Annotated in this window: 13 protein-coding genes; 1 reads left to right on the forward strand and 12 read right to left on the reverse strand. The window is 64.1% G+C overall.

Annotated features, from left to right (window positions below; genetic code table 11):
* Window positions 1-116 precede the first annotated feature (116 nt).
* From P9272_RS07735 to P9272_RS07770, 8 genes are all read right to left on the reverse strand, one after another.
* A complete protein-coding gene (locus P9272_RS07735) occupies window positions 117-2,279 on the reverse strand; it encodes an amylo-alpha-1,6-glucosidase (protein ID WP_278160053.1) in 2,163 nt (720 codons plus the stop codon).
* A 152-nt stretch (window positions 2,280-2,431) separates the two neighbouring features.
* A complete protein-coding gene (locus tag P9272_RS07740) occupies window positions 2,432-3,490 on the reverse strand; it encodes a glycosyltransferase family 4 protein (RefSeq protein WP_278160054.1) in 1,059 nt (352 codons plus the stop codon).
* 215 nt (window positions 3,491-3,705) lie between these two features.
* Window positions 3,706-4,998, reverse strand: a complete 1,293-nt coding sequence (locus P9272_RS07745) for a sorbosone dehydrogenase family protein (protein ID WP_278160217.1) — start codon at window positions 4,996-4,998, stop codon at window positions 3,706-3,708.
* A 40-nt stretch (window positions 4,999-5,038) separates the two neighbouring features.
* Window positions 5,039-5,491 (reverse strand): DUF2231 domain-containing protein, encoded by a 453-nt coding sequence (locus tag P9272_RS07750; protein WP_278160055.1) that lies wholly within the window; start codon window positions 5,489-5,491, stop codon window positions 5,039-5,041.
* Window positions 5,492-5,658: 167 nt separating this feature from the next.
* The gene (fghA, locus tag P9272_RS07755; RefSeq protein WP_278160056.1) at window positions 5,659-6,492 is read right to left on the reverse strand and encodes an S-formylglutathione hydrolase; all 834 of its coding nucleotides are present in this window, start codon (window positions 6,490-6,492) and stop codon (window positions 5,659-5,661) included.
* A 111-nt stretch (window positions 6,493-6,603) separates the two neighbouring features.
* Complete coding sequence (locus tag P9272_RS07760) at window positions 6,604-7,752, reverse strand: alpha-hydroxy acid oxidase (RefSeq protein WP_278160057.1); 1,149 nt, start codon at window positions 7,750-7,752, stop codon at window positions 6,604-6,606.
* A 4-nt stretch (window positions 7,753-7,756) separates the two neighbouring features.
* On the reverse strand, window positions 7,757-8,848 hold the full coding sequence (locus P9272_RS07765; protein ID WP_278160058.1) for an isocitrate/isopropylmalate dehydrogenase family protein: 1,092 nt from the start codon (window positions 8,846-8,848) through the stop codon (window positions 7,757-7,759).
* 27 nt (window positions 8,849-8,875) lie between these two features.
* The gene (locus P9272_RS07770; protein ID WP_278160059.1) at window positions 8,876-9,619 is read right to left on the reverse strand and encodes a glucose 1-dehydrogenase; all 744 of its coding nucleotides are present in this window, start codon (window positions 9,617-9,619) and stop codon (window positions 8,876-8,878) included.
* Between the two features lie 142 nt (window positions 9,620-9,761).
* Here P9272_RS07770 and P9272_RS07775 point away from each other — a divergent pair, with 142 nt between their 5' ends.
* Window positions 9,762-11,258 (forward strand): aldehyde dehydrogenase family protein, encoded by a 1,497-nt coding sequence (locus P9272_RS07775; RefSeq protein WP_278160060.1) that lies wholly within the window; start codon window positions 9,762-9,764, stop codon window positions 11,256-11,258.
* A 70-nt stretch (window positions 11,259-11,328) separates the two neighbouring features.
* Here the strand turns inward: P9272_RS07775 and P9272_RS07780 are convergent, their stop codons facing one another.
* The 4 genes from P9272_RS07780 to P9272_RS07795 all read right to left on the reverse strand — a co-directional run bounded on the left by P9272_RS07780 (window position 11,329) and on the right by P9272_RS07795 (window position 17,037).
* Window positions 11,329-12,225 carry a LysR family transcriptional regulator gene (locus P9272_RS07780; RefSeq protein ID WP_128256518.1) on the reverse strand — a complete coding sequence of 299 codons (897 nt, stop codon included), beginning with the start codon at window positions 12,223-12,225 and terminating at the stop codon, window positions 11,329-11,331.
* A gap of 103 nt (window positions 12,226-12,328) precedes the next feature.
* Window positions 12,329-13,825, reverse strand: coding sequence for a sugar ABC transporter ATP-binding protein (locus P9272_RS07785; RefSeq protein WP_128256519.1), 1,497 nt, complete (start codon window positions 13,823-13,825; stop codon window positions 12,329-12,331).
* Window positions 13,826-13,828: 3 nt separating this feature from the next.
* Window positions 13,829-14,923 carry a strictosidine synthase gene (locus tag P9272_RS07790; RefSeq protein WP_278160061.1) on the reverse strand — a complete coding sequence of 365 codons (1,095 nt, stop codon included), beginning with the start codon at window positions 14,921-14,923 and terminating at the stop codon, window positions 13,829-13,831.
* Window positions 14,920-17,037, reverse strand: a complete 2,118-nt coding sequence (locus tag P9272_RS07795; protein ID WP_278160062.1) for an SMP-30/gluconolactonase/LRE family protein — start codon at window positions 17,035-17,037, stop codon at window positions 14,920-14,922. The genes P9272_RS07790 and P9272_RS07795 overlap by 4 nt, the downstream gene beginning before the upstream one ends.
* Window positions 17,038-17,046: the final 9 nt, after the last annotated feature.

The raw sequence follows: 17,046 nt of genomic DNA on the forward strand, positions 1-17,046 counted from the left end.
ATTGTTTTCGTTCTTGCCGGCCGCGGACGGGCAGACCGGCTTAGGTCTGCAACGCGCGAACCAGCGATCAGTTCCGACATTTTTCGATGGTTGGACGCGGGGTTGTGGCGCTTTGTTTACGTTCGAACGATGAGCGGAACCTGGCCTTCATGCCGGTCGGACAGAAAGGCGGCGACACGGTCGCCGACCCGTTGGAAGGTGAGATCGATCGCTTTGTCGCCGACCGTCAGGTGCCTGATCATGAGCGTGTCGATGCCAATCGGCAGCCTCGGACGTGTGACGTGCAATTCACCTTGCCAGCCATCGATCTCCAGCCCCAGGCATGCCTGCATCAGCATGAAGGTGGAGCCGGCCGACCAGGCCTGCGGCAGGCAGGCCACGGGATAGGCGATGGGCGCCTCGCCCGGAGCCCGGGCGAAGCCGCAGAACAGTTCAGGGAGCCGCATGTTGAAATGCACGGCCGATTCGAATGTACCGCTCATCAACCGCACCACGCTGTCGCGTTCGCCAAAGCGCGCCATGCCCACGGCGCAAAGCGCCGTATCATGCGGCCAGATCGAGCCGTTGTGATAGGACATCGGGTTGAAGAATACCGCGTCGTCGGCAAGCGTCCGCAACCCCCAGCCCGAATGGAAGGAGGCCGACAGCAACTGGTCTACGACCAGCTTTGCGCGCTCCGGTTGCGGCAATCCGACGAACAGCAGGTGCCCGGCATTTGATGTACGCACCTTGCATGGCTGGCCCTCGCCATCGATGGCCAAGGCATAGAAGTTCATGTCGTCGAGCCAGAAGTCGCGTTCCACGGCGACCCGCATCTCCTCGGCACGGCCCTCCCAGTGCTCGGCGTCCGCAAATTCACCGCGGCGGCGTGCCAGCGCCGCCATTCCGCGGAAGGCGGCGAAGACATAGCCCTGCACCTCAACCAGCGCGATCGGTCCCTTGGGGATGCGGCCGTCGGCATGGAAGACTGAATCGAAACTGTCCTTCCATCCCTGGTTGGCGAGGCCTGATTCGGCGGCGCGCTGATAGGTCACGAAGCCGGTGGCGCGGCTCGCCTCCTCCGTCCATTCGGCGGCAGCCTTCAGCGAAGGCCACAATCTGTCAATGAAAGCCATGTCGCCGGTGCGCTCGGCATAGGCGGAAGCCAGATGGATATAAAGCGGCGTGGTGTCGACGCCGCCATAATAACGCCCGAAGGGAAGCTCGCGCAGTGCCGCCATCTCGCCCTTGCGCGTCTCATGCATGATCTTGCCCGGCTGGGAATCCGAAAAAGGCGACGTTTCGGTCGCCTGGTGCTCGGCCAGAAAAGCCAGCACGCCCCGCGCCAGCCCGGGATTGAGCCAGAGCATCTGCAGGCTCGAGATCACGCCGTCGCGGCCGAATGCCGTCGAGAACCAGGGAATGCCGGCATAGGGATAGGGCCCGGTCGGAAGCTCGGTGGTGAGCAGTGCCACATCGGCGCGGGCACGCTCGACCCAATCGTTGAAGACGCGGCCCGAACTGTGCACCGTGGCGCCATGACGCCGCTTGGCACGCATGCCGAAGCGGGCTCGTGCCGCCGCGGCGCGGAAACGGTCGCGATTGGGAGCCTCGGAAGCTTCCGGTCCGACTTCGACATACAGCACTTTCTGGCTGCGCTTGGTCACCGCGATCAGGAAGTCGGCGCGGTTGTCGCTTAATTTGTCGGGAGCCTGCGAAAAGGAGATCGCCGACAGGCGCGGCAGCCCGTCGAGGCCGTCATAGCCGAGCATGACGGACTCCTTGTCGGTCTTCGCCAGATGCGTCGTGCCACGCTTCACCCGCGTCGAGCCGCGCACCTCGAACATGTCGCGAAAATCAGCGGCGAAATGCAGCGAGACCGTTATGGTGGAATGCTCGCGGCTGTAGTTGGAAAGCGTGATCCGCTCGAACAGCCGGTCCTGCCAGATCAGCCTCACGCGTTCGATATGGATCGCGCCTTGCGGGATGTCGCGGCCAACGGCGCTTTGGATCGGCAGGTTGGTCAGGTTGGACGTGAACAGCACATTGTCCTGGCTGAGCGAAGCGCCGAGCAGCGACATCGGCCTGCCGCCGATGGTCAACCGGAATTCGGACAGCACGCGCGTGTCGTCGCGGAAGAACCCGTCGCCCGCCCCTCTGATGTCGCCATAGGCGTCCGCGACGGCGAAGCAGTCGCCCTGCTTGAGGGCAAAAAGCCGGTGCGGTTCGCGCGGCGCCGTTTCGTCGAGTGAAGAAAGGGCTACGGCAGGATCGAGCTTGCGCTCGTCGAGCTCCGTCATTCGTCACCTCTTCGTTTGCCCCGCCCTAGAGCATGATGCCGAAAAGTGTGAAGCGGCTTTCGGACAACATTATGCTCTATCCCTTTGATTTAGAGCCGGATTGAGATTTCAAGTCGAACAGACCTGAAATCGTCCGGCTCCGGGGATGAAGGTCAGGAGGCCCTGGCCTCCGGTATGCCGGTCAGGCGCATATACGCAGCAAGATAGTCGCTTGCCATTCTTGCCGCCGAGAACCTTTGCTCGAATACCGCCCTCACCTGCCGCCGCTCGAGATCGAGAAGCGCCGGCATCGACGCAACCGCAGCGTCCACACTGTCCACGACGAAGCCGGTGACGCTGTCGTCGACGATTTCCGGCAAGGCGCCTTGGTTCCAGGCGATCACCGGCGTGCCGCAAGCCATGGCCTCAATTGCGACGAGGCCGAACGGCTCCGGCCAATCGATTGGGAACAGCAGGCCTGCCGCATTCCCGAGGAAACCGGCTTTCTCGTCCTCGGTGATCTCGCCGACATACTCGATGCGGTCGCCATCGATGAGGGCCTCGACGTTGTCGCGGAAATAGGCGCGGTCATCGTCGCCGATCTTGGCCGCCAGCTTCAGCTTCAACCCGGACCGTCGCGCGATCTCGATGGCGCGGTCCGGCCGCTTGTCGCGCGACAGGCGGCCGAGGAAGGCGAGATATGGTTCTTCCGCCTGCGGCTCATACGTCGGTCGGTAGGCATCGAGCGGCAATCCGTGATGGATCGTGGCGAGCCAGTTCGCGTCGGGCAGACCGCGCTTCTGGCTGTGCGAAATCGAGATCATCGGGAAACGCGGGAAGCGCTTATAGGCCGGCGCCAGGTCGACATAGTCGAGCCGGCCGTGCGGCGTCGTCACCGTGCGCCCCGCCATCTCTTCAAAGAATGGAAAATGCAGGAGGTGGCTGAGATGGAAATGGATGACGTCGAACTCCTCGGCGCGTGCACGCACATCGGCGAGCATGGCCAGGTGCGCAGCGATCTCCGATTTCTTCGGCCGAGGGTCAAGGCGTATCGCCTGATCGCGGCTGGATACCAGCCTGGCCGACGTCTCGCTGTCGCCACTCGCGAACAAGGTCACGTCGTGGCCGAGTTCGACCAGCGCCTCGGTGATGTAGAACACGATCCGCTCGGTCCCGCCATAGAGTTTCGGCGGCACGGATTCGTAGAGCGGCGCGACATGGGCAATGCGCATCGGGTCCCTCGGTTGTTGACGCGAAGCAAAATGCGTCAGCCGCCAGATCGTTCCTGCCCAACTGGTCGAGGTGCCGTTAGCCGCCGATTTTGCCGCGCCGCGCTTTGCCCCTGGTCCGCGGGATCCACTGTTTCCGGCCGGATTATCGCGCTTCTACGGCACACCGTTCAATTGGTCGGCCAGGCCGGGCGGGAGTAACCGAAGGATGTCTTTCCTCACGAGGATCCCGGCGCCGTTGCCGTCACCCTCCACACCGTGTTGCCGACATCGTCGGCAATCAGCAGCGCGCCGGATTTATCGACGGCAACGCCGACCGGGCGGCCCCTCGCCTCGCCCTTGTCGTTGAGGAAGCCGGTGACGACGTCCCGCGCCATGCCGTTCGGGTGCCCGCCGCTGAACGGCACGAAAACCACCTTGTAGCCATTGAACTGGGAGCGATCCCAGCTGCCATGCTCACCGACAAAGGCGCCGCCGCGATAAGTTTGCGGCAGGTTGCTTGCGGTATAGAAGGCTAGCCCGAGCGGAGCGACATGCGAGCTCAGCGCATAGTCCGGCGGAATGGCCTTGGCCACCATGTCCGGCCGCTGCGGCATCACGCGCGGATCGACATGCTGTCCATAGTAGCTGTAGGGCCAGCCATAGAAGGCGCCGTCCTTCACCGACGTCATGTAATCCGGCACAAGGTTCGGTCCAAGCTCGTCGCGCTCGTTGACCACCGTCCACAGCGCCTTGCTCTCAGGCTCGAACGACAGGCCATTGGGGTTGCGCAGCCCGCTGGCGAAAATGCGCGAGCGGCCGGTGGCGCGATCGACCTCCCAGATCGCGGCGCGATCTTTTTCGGCCTGGATGCCGTTCTCGGTGATGTTGCTGTTCGAGCCGACACCGACATAGAGCAATGAGCCGTCCGGGCTCGCTACGAGGCTCTTCGTCCAGTGGTGATCGATCGGACCGCCCGGCAGTTCCGTCAGCACCTTGCCGGGTGCCGTGATCTTGGTATCGCCTGGATTGTACGGGTAGCGCACGATTGCATCGGTGTCGGCGACATAGAGGTCGTTGCCGACCAGCGCCACGCCGAAGGGTGAGTTGAGGTGGTCTAGGAACACGCCCTGGTAATCCGGCTTGCCGTCGCCATTGGTGTCGCGCAGCAGCGTGATGCGGTTGCTCGGCCCGGTGTCGCCGCCAGAGGTCACCCAGCTTTCGACCAATCCCATGATGATGTCTTTCGGCCGCTTGACCGATGCTTCGTTTGGCGCCTTGGATTCCACCACCAGGATGTCGCCATTGGGCAGCACGTAAAGCGAACGCGGATGCTGAAGTCCCTTGGCCAGCGCCTCGATCTGCAGGCCTTGCGCGACGGCCGGCTTCTCATCGTTTTTCCAGCCGACCACCGAGGCCAGATGCATCGGCGGGAACAGATATTGGTTTATCTCCGGCAGTTTCGGATTCGGGCCGATCTGCGCGCTCGGATCGGTGTTGTCGTCGCTGCAGCCGGCAAGCCCCAAAGCCATTGCGCAGCAAAGCGCCGCGATCGGCCATCTGATTGCGCAGTCAAACCGTCTCATCGGCCACTCCTACATGATGGCGATAGACCAACCCCCAGCCGAGCCAGCCGGTAAAGAGCAGGATGATTACCACCAGCGCCGACAGGATCAGCCCGGTCGGCACGACGGACGTCCAGGCATCGCGCGTATGGATCAGCATGTTGAAGAACGACAGAACGAGCGCGACGAGGTTACCCGCCATGTGCAGCCAAGCCGTCGGCTGAGCGCGTATCCTACGGCCGCCAAGAAAGTCGATAAGCCCCGCTATGGCGGCCAGAATACCGACGATGACACCAACGGTCAGAAGCCAGGTCGAGAAGTTGGCCCAGGTCATTTCGGCCGTCCGCCAATAGGCGATGTCCGTAAGCAAGGTCCCGACGAAACATGCGATCGGGATGGTGACGAGCATGGGATGGATGGGGTGGCCGGCTATACTTGCCGTGGATCGCGGATTGTCCATGCGCAAGCTCCTTTCCGCGCTGCTGCTTGGACTTAACAGCGCGAAAAGGGGAATGTTCCAGGGGACATTTCGCGCTCACCAGAAGGTGAACGCCGAAATCTCTTCAGCCACGGCTGATTCGGAATAGACCGTTCGATTGCGGCGGGGCAGGCATACTGCGGACGGTGTCACTCAAGACGGCAGGCATGCCACTTCAGATGATCGTCCATGAAGGTCGAGATGAAATTGTAGGAATGGTCGTAGTCTTCCTGCATGCGCAGGGTCAGATCGATGCCTGCCTTCTTGCAGGCTTCTTCCAGGAGCCATGGCCGAAGACCCTCCTGCAGAAAACCATCCGCCGTGCCTTGGTCGACGAGTAATTCGGGGAAGCGCTTCTCATCCTCGATCAGAAGCGTCGCGTCATAGGCACGCCAGCTCTTTTCGTCCGCTCCGAGATATTTTTCGAAGGCCGGCCGCGACCATCCGGCTGTCGAGGGCTGCACGATCGGCGCGAAGGCAGAGCAGCTCCGGTAGCGCTCCGGATTCTTCAGCGCGATCGTCAGCGCGCCGTGCCCGCCCATCGAATGGCCGAAGATCGCCTGGCGCGACATGTCGACCGGAAAATTGGCGGCAACGAGCGCCGGCAGTTCCTCGGTGATGTAGGAATACATCCGGTAGTTCTTCGCATAAGGCTCTTGCGTCGCATCGAGGTAGAAGCCGGCGCCGCAGCCGAATTGCCAATTGTCCTTCTCGTCGGGAACGTCAGGCCCACGCGGGCTGGTGTCGGGACACACGATGACGAGCCCAAGCTCGGATGCCAGGCGCCGGTATTCACCCTTGTCCATGACGTTTGCGTGCGTGCAGGTGAGACCCGACAGATACCACAGGACCGGGAGCGGCCCGTCCTTGGCTTGCCGCGGCACGAACACCGCAAAGGTCATGTCACAGGCGCAGACTTCGGAAGGGTGCGAATAGACGCCCTGGACGCCGCCATGCGATTTGGAGGTGGAAACGACCTTCATCGGTTCTGCCTTTCATCAGGAAATTCTGACCCGGCATAACCATCGGCCGGAGCTCGCGCAACCTTGCGCCTCGCAAAACCGGGCCGGCGCAATGAAACAGGGCAGACGTGGTTACCCCGCCGGAGCAATCAGGTCCGGGCCGAGCTGGTGAAACCCCTGCACACCGCAAAGCTTCAGACCCGTTGCGATTTCGTCGAGCAAAATATCCAGGACCCGCTCGACGCCAGCCTGTCCTGCCACCGCGCCGAACAGGGCGGCGCGGCCGATTGCCGAGGCGGCGGCGCCGCGAGCTCTCGCCTTGATCACGTCCATGCCCGTGCGGATGCCGGAATCGATCAGAACCGGAGTCCGGCCGCCAATGGCCGCATGCACGGCCCCGGTCGCATCGATGCTCGCGACTGCTCCGTCGAGCTGTCGGCCGCCGTGGTTGGACACCCAGATCCCGTCCGCGCCCTCCGCGATCAAACGCGCGGCGTCGTCCGGGTGCAGGACGCCCTTGACGATCAGCGGGCCCTTCCACCAGCCGCGGATCGTGCGAAAGTCGTTCCAATCGAAACCCGCATGGAGGTTGCGGCCGACGCGCGCCGCGATCGTCAGCCCCGCGCTGGTGTCGCCGAGATAGCCGCGAACATTCGAGAATTGCGGGAAGCCGCCCCGAAGCAGGCGAAACGACCAGGCCGGATGCACGACCCCTTCGATCATGTGCCGCAGCGAAGGACGCAGCGGAATCGATATCCCGTTCCTCAGATCCTTCTCGCGCTTGCCGCCCGTCTGGAGATCGACGGTCACGACCAGCGCCGAATAGCCGAAGTCTTCTGCCTGTCGCACCAGCCGGCGATTGAAGTCGAAATCCTTCAGCACATAGAGCTGGAACCAGAGCGGGCCCTCGACCGCCCTCGCCATCTGTTCGATGCCGGTCGTCGCCATGGTCGAAAGCGTGTAGGGAATGCCACGCGCCGCCGCTGCTGTGGCAATAGCAATGTCGGCGCCAGGGCGCACGAGCGCGCAGGATCCCATCGGGCTGATCACCAGCGGCGTCGGATAGGTGCGGGACCACAAGGTGGTGGTCAAATCCGGCCGGGACACATCGGTCAGAACACGCGGCAGCAGCCGGATGCGTTCGAATCCGACACGGTTGTCGCGCAAGGTCAGTTCCTGGCCTGCCCCGCCATCGACGAACTCGAAAACCGATTTCGGCAGCCGGCGGCGCGCCAGCTGGCGAAAATCCTCCACCGATACGCAGCGATCGAGCCGCCCCATCGCCTCAGGCCGCGAGCCGGTCGCAGACGTTCCCGGTGATTTCGGCGGTCGATGATTTTCCCTTCAGATCCGCGCTGAGCAGTCCGCCTGCCAGGCACGCTTCCGTCACGCGGCGGATTTGCTCAGCGGCTCGGAGCAACCTTTCGTCGCCATGTCCGCGGCCGAGCCAGTCGAGCATGGCCGCCGCCGACAGGATCGTACCGTAGGGATTGGCGATCCCCTTGCCGGCAATGTCCGGCGCGGAGCCGTGCGCCGCCTGGAAGAAGCCATTTGCGTCGCCGACCTCCGCCGACGGCGCCATGCCCATTCCGCCTACGGTCGCCGCCGCCAGGTCCGAGAGGATGTCGCCGAACATGTTCTCGCTGACGATGACGTTGAAATGGCCGGGCTTCAGAACGAGATGCATGGCCATGGCGTCGACCAGCGCATGTTCCGTTTCGATGTCGGGATAGTCCTTCGCCACCTCGTCGAAGACGGAGCGGAAAAAGGCGTAGCTGCGCAGCACATTGGCCTTGTCGCAGCATGTCACCCGGCGAACGCCGTCGCGCGGCGCGCCGTTCGACTGGCGCGCCAGCTCGAAGGCCCTGCGCACGATCCGCTCGATGCCGGCGCGCGTCTGGACGAGCGTGTCGACCGCCACTTCGCCGCGTAGCAGCGCCCCCGCACCGCGCGCAGCGTAAAGCCCTTCGCTGTTCTCGCGCAGGATGACATAGTCGATATCGCCGGCCTTTACCCCGGTGAGCGGGCTCGTCACCCCTTCGAAGAGCCTGATCGGGCGGATATTGGCGTAGAGGTCGAGCTCGAAACGGAGCCTCAGCGTGAAATCGAGCCCCGCTTCCGTGCCGTCCGGATAGATCACGCCCGGCAGGCCGCCGGCGCCGTGCAGGATCGCGTCCGCCGCCCGGCACGCCTCGAAGGTCGGCTGGGGAAAGCTCTGCCCTGTCTTCAGAAAATGCTCGGCGCCGGCCGGATATTCGGTGAAGCGCAAAGGGCAGCCCGGCCCGAGCGCTGCCTTCACCACCTCGACGGCCGCGGCGCAGACCTCGGGGCCGATGCCGTCGCCATGCACGACCGCGATCTGGTAAACATCCTTCATCGCCAATCCCTCAGGAGCCGCAGATATTCAGATGCATTTGCCGCCGTCGACATTGAGGTCGACGCCGGTGATCATGCTGGCTTCGTCGGAGCACAGGAACGCCGCGGCGTTGCCCATGTCCTGCGGCGTCGACAGCCGGCCGATCGGGATGGTGGCGACCACGCGGGCGCGGTTTTCCTCGCCGGAACCGATGAAGGTGGACAGAAGCGGCGTGTCGCCGGCGACCGGATTGATCGCGTTGACGCGGATGCCGAAGGGCGCGAGCTCCACCGCCATCGCCCGGGTGGCGGCGATCGCCCAGCCCTTGGAAGCGTTGTACCAGGTGAGGTTCGGCCGCGGCGAGACGCCGCCCGTCGAGGCGACATTGAGGATGGCGCCCGACTTGATCGATTTGAAATGCGGCACCACCGCGCGGGCGCCATTGTAGATCGAGCGCATATTGACGTTGGCGATGCGGTCGAACAGGCCTTCGTCCATCGTCTCCAGCGGCAGCGGCGGCTGCGCCACGCCGGCATTGTTGACGAGAATGTCGAGCCCGCCGAAGGCAGCGCGCGCCAGGTCGGCGGCCGCGACAAAACTCTCCAGCGTCGAGACGTCGCCCGCAATCGGCCGCACCTTGCCGCCGGCTTCACGAGCGACGCGGGAAGCCGCGGCATCGTCACGGTCCATCAGCACGACGGACGCGCCTTCCTCGACGAATTTTTTGACGATGCCTTCGCCAAACCCCGACCCGCCACCGGTGACGATGGCGACCTTGCCAGCAAGTCTCATATCTGTTCCTCCGTTGCCGGCAACATCGGGGAAGACGCGCGCCTTGCACAGTCCAATTATCTGAACGCCCTTTTAGCTTTCCTTGTTTGAGGTCGCCCGAAGCGGGAGTAATAGTCGCCTCGGAATTCGTGAGGAGGAGACGATGACGCTGAACTTCGACCCGAGGGCGAAGGCCACGACGCTCTACCACGGCGAATTCCGGCCGATGTTCATAGGCGGCAAGTGGGCCGCGGCGCAGTCCGGCGAGGTCATGCAGGCGCTGAACCCGGCGACGGGCGAGGTGCTGGCGACGGTGCCGCGCGGCGGAGCCGCGGATATCGACGCGGCGGTGGCCGCCGCGCGGGGCGCGTTCGAGGGGCCCTGGTCCAAGTTCTCGCCCTACGAGCGGCAATGCGTGCTGCTGCGGATCGCCGACCTCTTCGAGAAACATTGGGAAGAGCTCAGCGTGTCAGACACGCTCGACATGGGACTGCCGATCACCCGCACGCTGGCCAACCGGCGCCGGGTCATCGGCATGCTGCGATTCTATGGCGGCATGGCGACAGCGCTGCATGGCGAAGCGATCGACAATTCGATCCCCGGCGAGATCGTCACCTTCACCCGGCGCGAGCCGGTCGGCGTCGTCGGCGCGATCATTCCCTGGAATGCGCCCACCGCCGCCTCGGTCTGGAAGATCGCGCCGGCTCTCGCCACCGGCTGCACCATCGTGCTGAAGCCTTCGGAGGACGCATCGCTGACGCCGCTCCTGATCGCGAAGCTGATGCAGGAAGCCGGCGTGCCCGACGGTGTTGTCAACATTGTCACCGGGACCGGCGCCGAGGCCGGAGCGCGGCTCGCCGAGCACCCTGACGTCAACAAGATCGTCTTCACCGGCTCGACGCTGACCGGCCAGGCGATTGCCCGGGCTGGCGTGACCAACCTCAAGCGCGTCTCGCTGGAGCTCGGCGGCAAGTCGCCGATCATCGTCTGCAGCGACGCCGACATTGAAAAGGCCGTGCCGGTCGCGGCGATGGCGGTGTTCGTGCATTCGGGCCAGATCTGCATTGCAGGCTCGCGGCTCTTCGTGGCGCGCGAGATCCATGACGAGTTCGTGCGCCGGGTCGCCGAGTTCGCCGGCAAGCTGCGCATCGGCCACGGCATCGAGGCGGAGACCGAGATCGGCCCGCTGATCAACGCCAGGCAGGCCGGCAAGGTCGAAGGCTACATCAAGGCCGGCAGCGACGAAGGCGCCAGGCTGGTCGCCGGCGGCTCAAGGCTGACGGGCGAGCTCTATGACGGCGGCAACTTCATCGCCCCAACTGTCTTCGGCGCGGTCTCGGACAAGATGACGATCGCTCGGGAAGAGATCTTCGGTCCAGTCATTTCGGCGATGCCTTTTGACACGCTGGACGAGGCCGTCGCGCGTGCCAACGCGACGCCCTACGGCCTGGCGGCCGGCATCTTCACCACCAATCTCGGCACCGCGCACAAGCTCGCGCGCCGCGTCAAGGCCGGCTCGGTCTGGGTCAACATGTATCATGCCATCGACCCAGCCGTTCCCTTCGGCGGCATGAAGATGTCCGGCTACGGCCGCGAGGGCGGCGTCGAGCACCTGCATGAATATCTGGAGACGAAGGCGGTCTGGATCCAGACGGATTGATATTCAGGTGAGGCCGGCCTGCAAATGGCGTTACCAGTGGCTTTCTGCACTAATCCTTAAAGCCCCGTGCTCAGTGCGCCAACTCGCGCAGATTGGTACGGATCAGGTTCATCAGCTGTTCGGAGAAGGAGTGGTGCACATAGCCGCGCGCGGTGATGATGCCGACGGAGCGGTGGGCGTCGCGATGGTCGATCGGCACCACCCGCATGCGTTCGTCATTGCGTGAGATGGCGATGCCCGGTACCACGCAGACGCCCAGCCCCGACGACACCAGCGCCACCGCCGTCTGCGCGCTTTCGACTTCATATTGCGGCTTGAGTTCGATGCCTTCCGCGGCCGTCAGCCGGTCGAGAAGGCCGCGCACCGCCGTCTTTCGGTTGAGCAGGATCAGCGGGAAGCGCTTGAGGTCGGACAGATTGAGCTTCTTCTCGCCGCCATAGATCTCCGTCGGGATGCAGGCCATCAGCGGATCGTCCAGGATCGACTCGAATTCGAAATCGTTGAGGTTCGGCAGTTCCGGGCCGAGATAGAACTCGACCTCCTGCTGCTGCAACAGCGCAAGCGCCGCCTGCGGCGGCGTCTCGATGACCTCGACGATCGAGCGCGGATAGCGCAATTTGAACGTCGCCAATATGTCGCCCAGCCGGCTCGCCGCCAGCGTCGGGGCGCAGGCGATCTGCACCTTGCCCTTGCGTCGCGCGGCGATCTCGATCAGCCGGTCGAGACTGGTCTGCACCTGCGACATCGCATTGGCGATCTCCTCGAACAGAACCTGGCCTTCCGGCGTCAGGCTGGCGCGCTGTGCCGTGCGGATGAAGAGCGAGATGCCGATCTGTTCCTCGAGGTCACGTATCTGCATGGAGACGGCCGACGGCGAGCGGTTGCTTTCTTCGGCCGCGCGCCGGAAGCTGCCGTTTTCAGCAGCAAGCAGGAACGTCTGCAGAAGTTTGAGGTTGATGCTGGACATGTCCGCTCGGGCAGGTGATCTGGCCTCCTGACCTATTCAGACGCGGAAGCGTTTGCAAGGCAATAGGGCCGTTCCGGGCGTTAGCCAGCAAATCTGCTGCTGTTCAATGGACCGCGGCGAACATGACACGTTCTTCGGTTGCGTCCGACAGCATCATCTCCTCGACCACGCGGCCGCGCTTCACGACCAGTATGCGGTCGGAAACCGCAAGGATTTCCGGCAGATAGGACGAGATGACGACGACTGCCATGCCTTGATCGGCAAGATCGCTGATGAGTTGGTGGATCTCGACGATGGCGCCGACGTCGACGCCGCGCGTCGGCTCGTCGAAGATCACCAGCTTGGGCTGTTGGATCAGCGATTTGGCGATCACGACCTTTTGCTGGTTGCCGCCGGAAAGCTCGATCATCCGGGCGCGCTCGCTGATCTGCTTCAGCCTGAGCCTCTCGCCCCATTGCTTGGCGAGCTCCCTGGCGCGTGCCAGGGACACGATCGAGACCGGGTTGGATTTATCGGTCAGTTCGCCGATCTGCAGGTTCTCGCCGGCCGTCATCGTCTCGAAGAACCCGTCGAACTTGCGGTCCTCCGTCACATAGACGATGCCGTCGCGCACCGCCGGCCGCGGCACGCGATAGCGCACCGACTTGCCGAGCAGGCGGATTTCGCCGCCATGGAAGATATTGCGCTTCAACAGCCCGGCGACGACCTTGGCCATCTCGGTGCGGCCGGCGCCGACCAATCCGAACATGCCGGTGACCTGGCCCGAAAAAACGGAGAAGGACGAGTTGCGCACCAGACCGGCGCAGGAGAGGTTCTCGACCGAGAGCACCTTGTCGCCATAGGGGCGCGCGGTGCGCTTGACCTCGCCATGCAGCGTTTCGGTGAGCGTGCGGCCGACCATCGCCTGCACGATCGAGGCGCGGGTGAAGCCCTTGGCCTCGCCCGATGCCACGATCTCGCCGTCGCGCATGACGGTAATGCGGTCGGCGACGGCGAGCGCCTCTTCGAGCGCATGGGTGATGAAGATGATGGCGATGCCTTCCTTCACCAGCCGCTGCAGGAGGTTGAAGAAATGGCGCTTCTCTTCCGGCGTCAGTGTCGCGGTCGGCTCGTCGAAGATGATGACGCGCGCCTTGTGGTGGACGGCGCGCGCGATCTCCACCATCTGCTTGTGCGCGGCGCCCAGCGTGCTCACCTGCGCGGTGGGGTCGACCTGGAAACCCATGCCGGCGAGGAACTGGCGCGCTTGGATGTAGAGGCCGCGCAGCCGGTTGAACATCTTCTCTTCGCCGAGATAGAGGTTCTGCGCTACCGTCATGGCCGGCACCAGGTTGGTCTCCTGGAACACCATGGCAATGCCGGCGCGCAGCGCTTCGGCGGGGGTCGCGAAGGACACCTCCTTGCCGTCGAAGAACAGCTTGCCTTCGGTCAGCTTGAAAACGCCGGCCATGACCTTGGTCAGCGTCGATTTGCCGGCGCCGTTTTCGCCGAGCAGCGCATGAATCTCGCCCTTGCGCAGGTCGAAATTGACGTTCTTGAAAGCCGGGATGCGCGAGAACGCCTTGGTCGCGTCCTTGAGCTCGATGATGTTATCCGACATCGCTTAACCCCGCTTGCCGCTGGCGGCCCTGGCCACGCGCACGATCCTCGACCCGCCGCGCGAGGCGACGAGCAGGTCGTCGTCAGCCTCGCAGGCGCTGATCGTGCCATGCACGGTGCCGTCGGCGCGCGAATGGAAGCTCGACAGCGGTTTCATGTTGTGGTCGCAATGGACCACCAGCCCGTAGGACCTGGTGACCGCGTAGGGCTTCAGCACGTTCATCTGCTTGAGCTGGCTGCCCTGCATCGGCTCGCGGTAGTCGCGCCATGAGCCGAGCGACGGCGCCATCCAGTAGGCTTCCGGTATTTCGGCCAGCATGCGCTTGCGGTAGGTCTCCTCGCGCAGGATGAACTCCACCAGCTGGTTGCGCACCGAATAGAAGGTCAGCCAGTAGCCGGCGTTGAAAGCGGGTGCGATACGCGCCGGATAGGCCGGCAGATGTTCCAGCACCGGCACTGTCGCTTTGCTGGCAAGGTCGATGGCCAGCACGCGATGGCGCCAGGCCTCAGTGACGTAGACGCGGTTTGACCCGGTCGTGGCGATGCCGGCGGGCCAGGCGAGCCCGTCGCGGATCAGCTCCAGCCGGCCGCTTTTCAAGTCGAGGCGCCAGACCGAACCGGAAGCGTTTTTCTGCATCAGATCGCGGCGCCAGGCGCTCGCCGGCAGCGAGGCCGAGCCGTTGGCCACCAGCAAGGTATTGCTGTCGAGGAAGGTGAGAGCAGTGACGCAGGACAGCCTGCGGGCCTCGTCGCCCGTCGCCTCGCGCCCGTCATGCAGGCCGCCGCGGATGATGACGCCCTTGCCGTCAATGGCCAGAGCGGTCATGCCACGGGCATGGGCGAGCGCGGTGATCTCGCCTGGGGACTCCTGCAGAACCTCGGGCTTGCCGTCGGCATCGAACCGCATCAGCAGGTTCGCGCTACTCGCCAGCATGCCCTTTTCGGTCCGCACCAGATTGTCCGCCTCAGCAAGGCCTGCGAAGAGCCCCGCCTCCTCAAGGTCCTGGTTGGGCAGCAAGGGCCCGTCGAGCGTCGGAACGGTCACCGCCCAGTCGCCACGGCCAAGGAAGCGATCGAAAAGCCGACTCACGGCGCTCATGGCTTTTTGCCCCAGTAGGAATCCGAGCTGAACCAGTTGGGGTCGGCCCTCTTCAGCGGCAGCGTCCCCATGCGGTTGTTGAAGATGCCGCAGAGATACAGGATGCCCTTGTGCTCGCGCATCGAGGTGATCATCGGATGCTTCTCTCCGGCCTGGTCCCAAAGGCTCTCGAGGATTTGGCCCTTCTCGTCGAAGCGCAGCACGCAGCCGGTGTTGAGGTTGGGCATCAGCCAGGCATCCTCCGACACGCGCCGCGCCATGCGGCGGCGGAAGCCGGGCATTTCCAGCGACAGGTCGAGCGCCGGCGTGCGCATGCCCATCAGCGCCAGCCAGTAGGTTCCGTCGGAGGCGCGGTTGATGTTGTCGGGATAGCCGGGCAATCCCTCGATGACCCGCTCGATCCTGCCCTTCTTCGGCCCGTCGAAATAGTAACGGCTGATGCGGCAGGCCCAGCTCTCCGCGAACAGCACCGACTGGCCGTCGAAGGCGGTGCAGATGCCATTGGGGAAGACAAGGTTCGACAAGAGCGTGCGGGTCGAACCGGATTTGGGATCGTGGACGATGATGCGCCCGTTGCCGCGGCTCTCCAGCGCGTCCGCGTACCAGTCGTGCATCTCGAAACGGACAGTGGCCTCGGAAAACACGATGCGGCCATCGGGAAGGATGTCACAGTCGTCGGCAAGCTTCATGGTCGAGTCGTCGACCACCGATGTCAGCGAGCGGTTGGTCTCGGCGGTGAGCAGCTTCACCTCGCCTGTCGGCGAGACCTGGTAGAGGCCCATGCCGGCGACGCAGATGACTAGGTTATCGTCGCGGTCGAACGCCATGCCGAGCGGCGAGCCGCCGATGTGGGCGAACACTTCGCTGTCGGTGTAGTGCGGCGGCTGGAAGCGCAATATGTCGCCCTGGCGGCTGCCGGTATAGAGCCGGTCCTGCCGGTCGAAGATGACGTCCTCGGCGCCGTCGAGGAAGCCGAGGCCGATGACGCCGACATCCTTCAGTCGGTCGTTCACCGACATTGGCGCGCCGGGCGCGGTTGAGATCGCCTGCGGCATCTTGGCGAAGGTCGGCGAGATATAGACGCTGCGCAGGATCTTGTGGCGGTTCTTCACCCAGCGCACGTCGAGCATGACCGAGAGCAGCAGGACGAGGCCGAGGATCAGGTAGTTGACCGGGCCAGGCACGGCGAGCGCAAGCAGGCTGTTCGACAGGACGAGCACGAAGATCGTTCCCATCAAAGCTTTGGCGACCGAACCGCGTCCGCCGCCGAGCGAGATGCCCCCGAGCACGGTCGCGGTCAGCACCTGCAGCTCGAGGCCGGTGCCGATATCGGACGCAGCACTTCCGATGCGGGCGGAGAAGAAGAAGCCGGAGAGCGCCACCAGAACCGAGCAGAGCACGTAGGCGCTGAACAGGGTGAAGCGCACATTGATGCCGGCATTGTAGGCGGAACGGCGCGCGCCGCCGACCGCGAACAACCGCCAGCCATAGCGGGCTCGCGACAGCACCAGGTGGATCACGATCGCAATGATCACGAACACCGCGAAGGACGTCGGAACGCCCCAGACCGTGCCGAAGCCCAGAAAATCATAGGTCGGCGAATCCGGGCCACTGGTGACGATCGCTGTCGAGACATGCGGGAAGACGATGTCGAAGGTGGATCGGTAGATGATGAGCGTGACCAGCGTGGTCAGGAACGCCCGCATGCGCAGGAAGCCAACGAGAAAGCCATTGATGGCGCCACAGACGACGCCGAGGCCGAGGCAGGCCAGCAGGCCGGTCCCAAAACTCCACTGCTCGACATTCATGCCGTAGAGCGTGACCAGCACGGCGAGCGCGAAGGTCGAGCCGACCGAGAGATCGATGCCGCCGGACACCATCACGATGGTCATGCCGAGCACGACAAGGCCGAGCTCGGCGGTCTGGCCGCTGAGATTGGTCAGTGTCGTCATGTCGAAGAAGCCCGGCACGATCGCGCCGAAGATCGCACACAGGATCACCAGCGCCGTGAAGGGGATGACGCTGTCGATCCATTTCTTGGTCAGGATCTCCCCGACCACGTGGTCGGGGAGCAGACGGTAGCGCCAGCGCACAAGGCTTTCGGCCATGCTCATCGGAAAGTC

The sequence above is a fragment of the Mesorhizobium sp. WSM4976 genome, from assembly GCF_029625685.1.
In the GTDB taxonomy this organism is placed as follows: Bacteria; Pseudomonadota; Alphaproteobacteria; order Rhizobiales; family Rhizobiaceae; genus Mesorhizobium.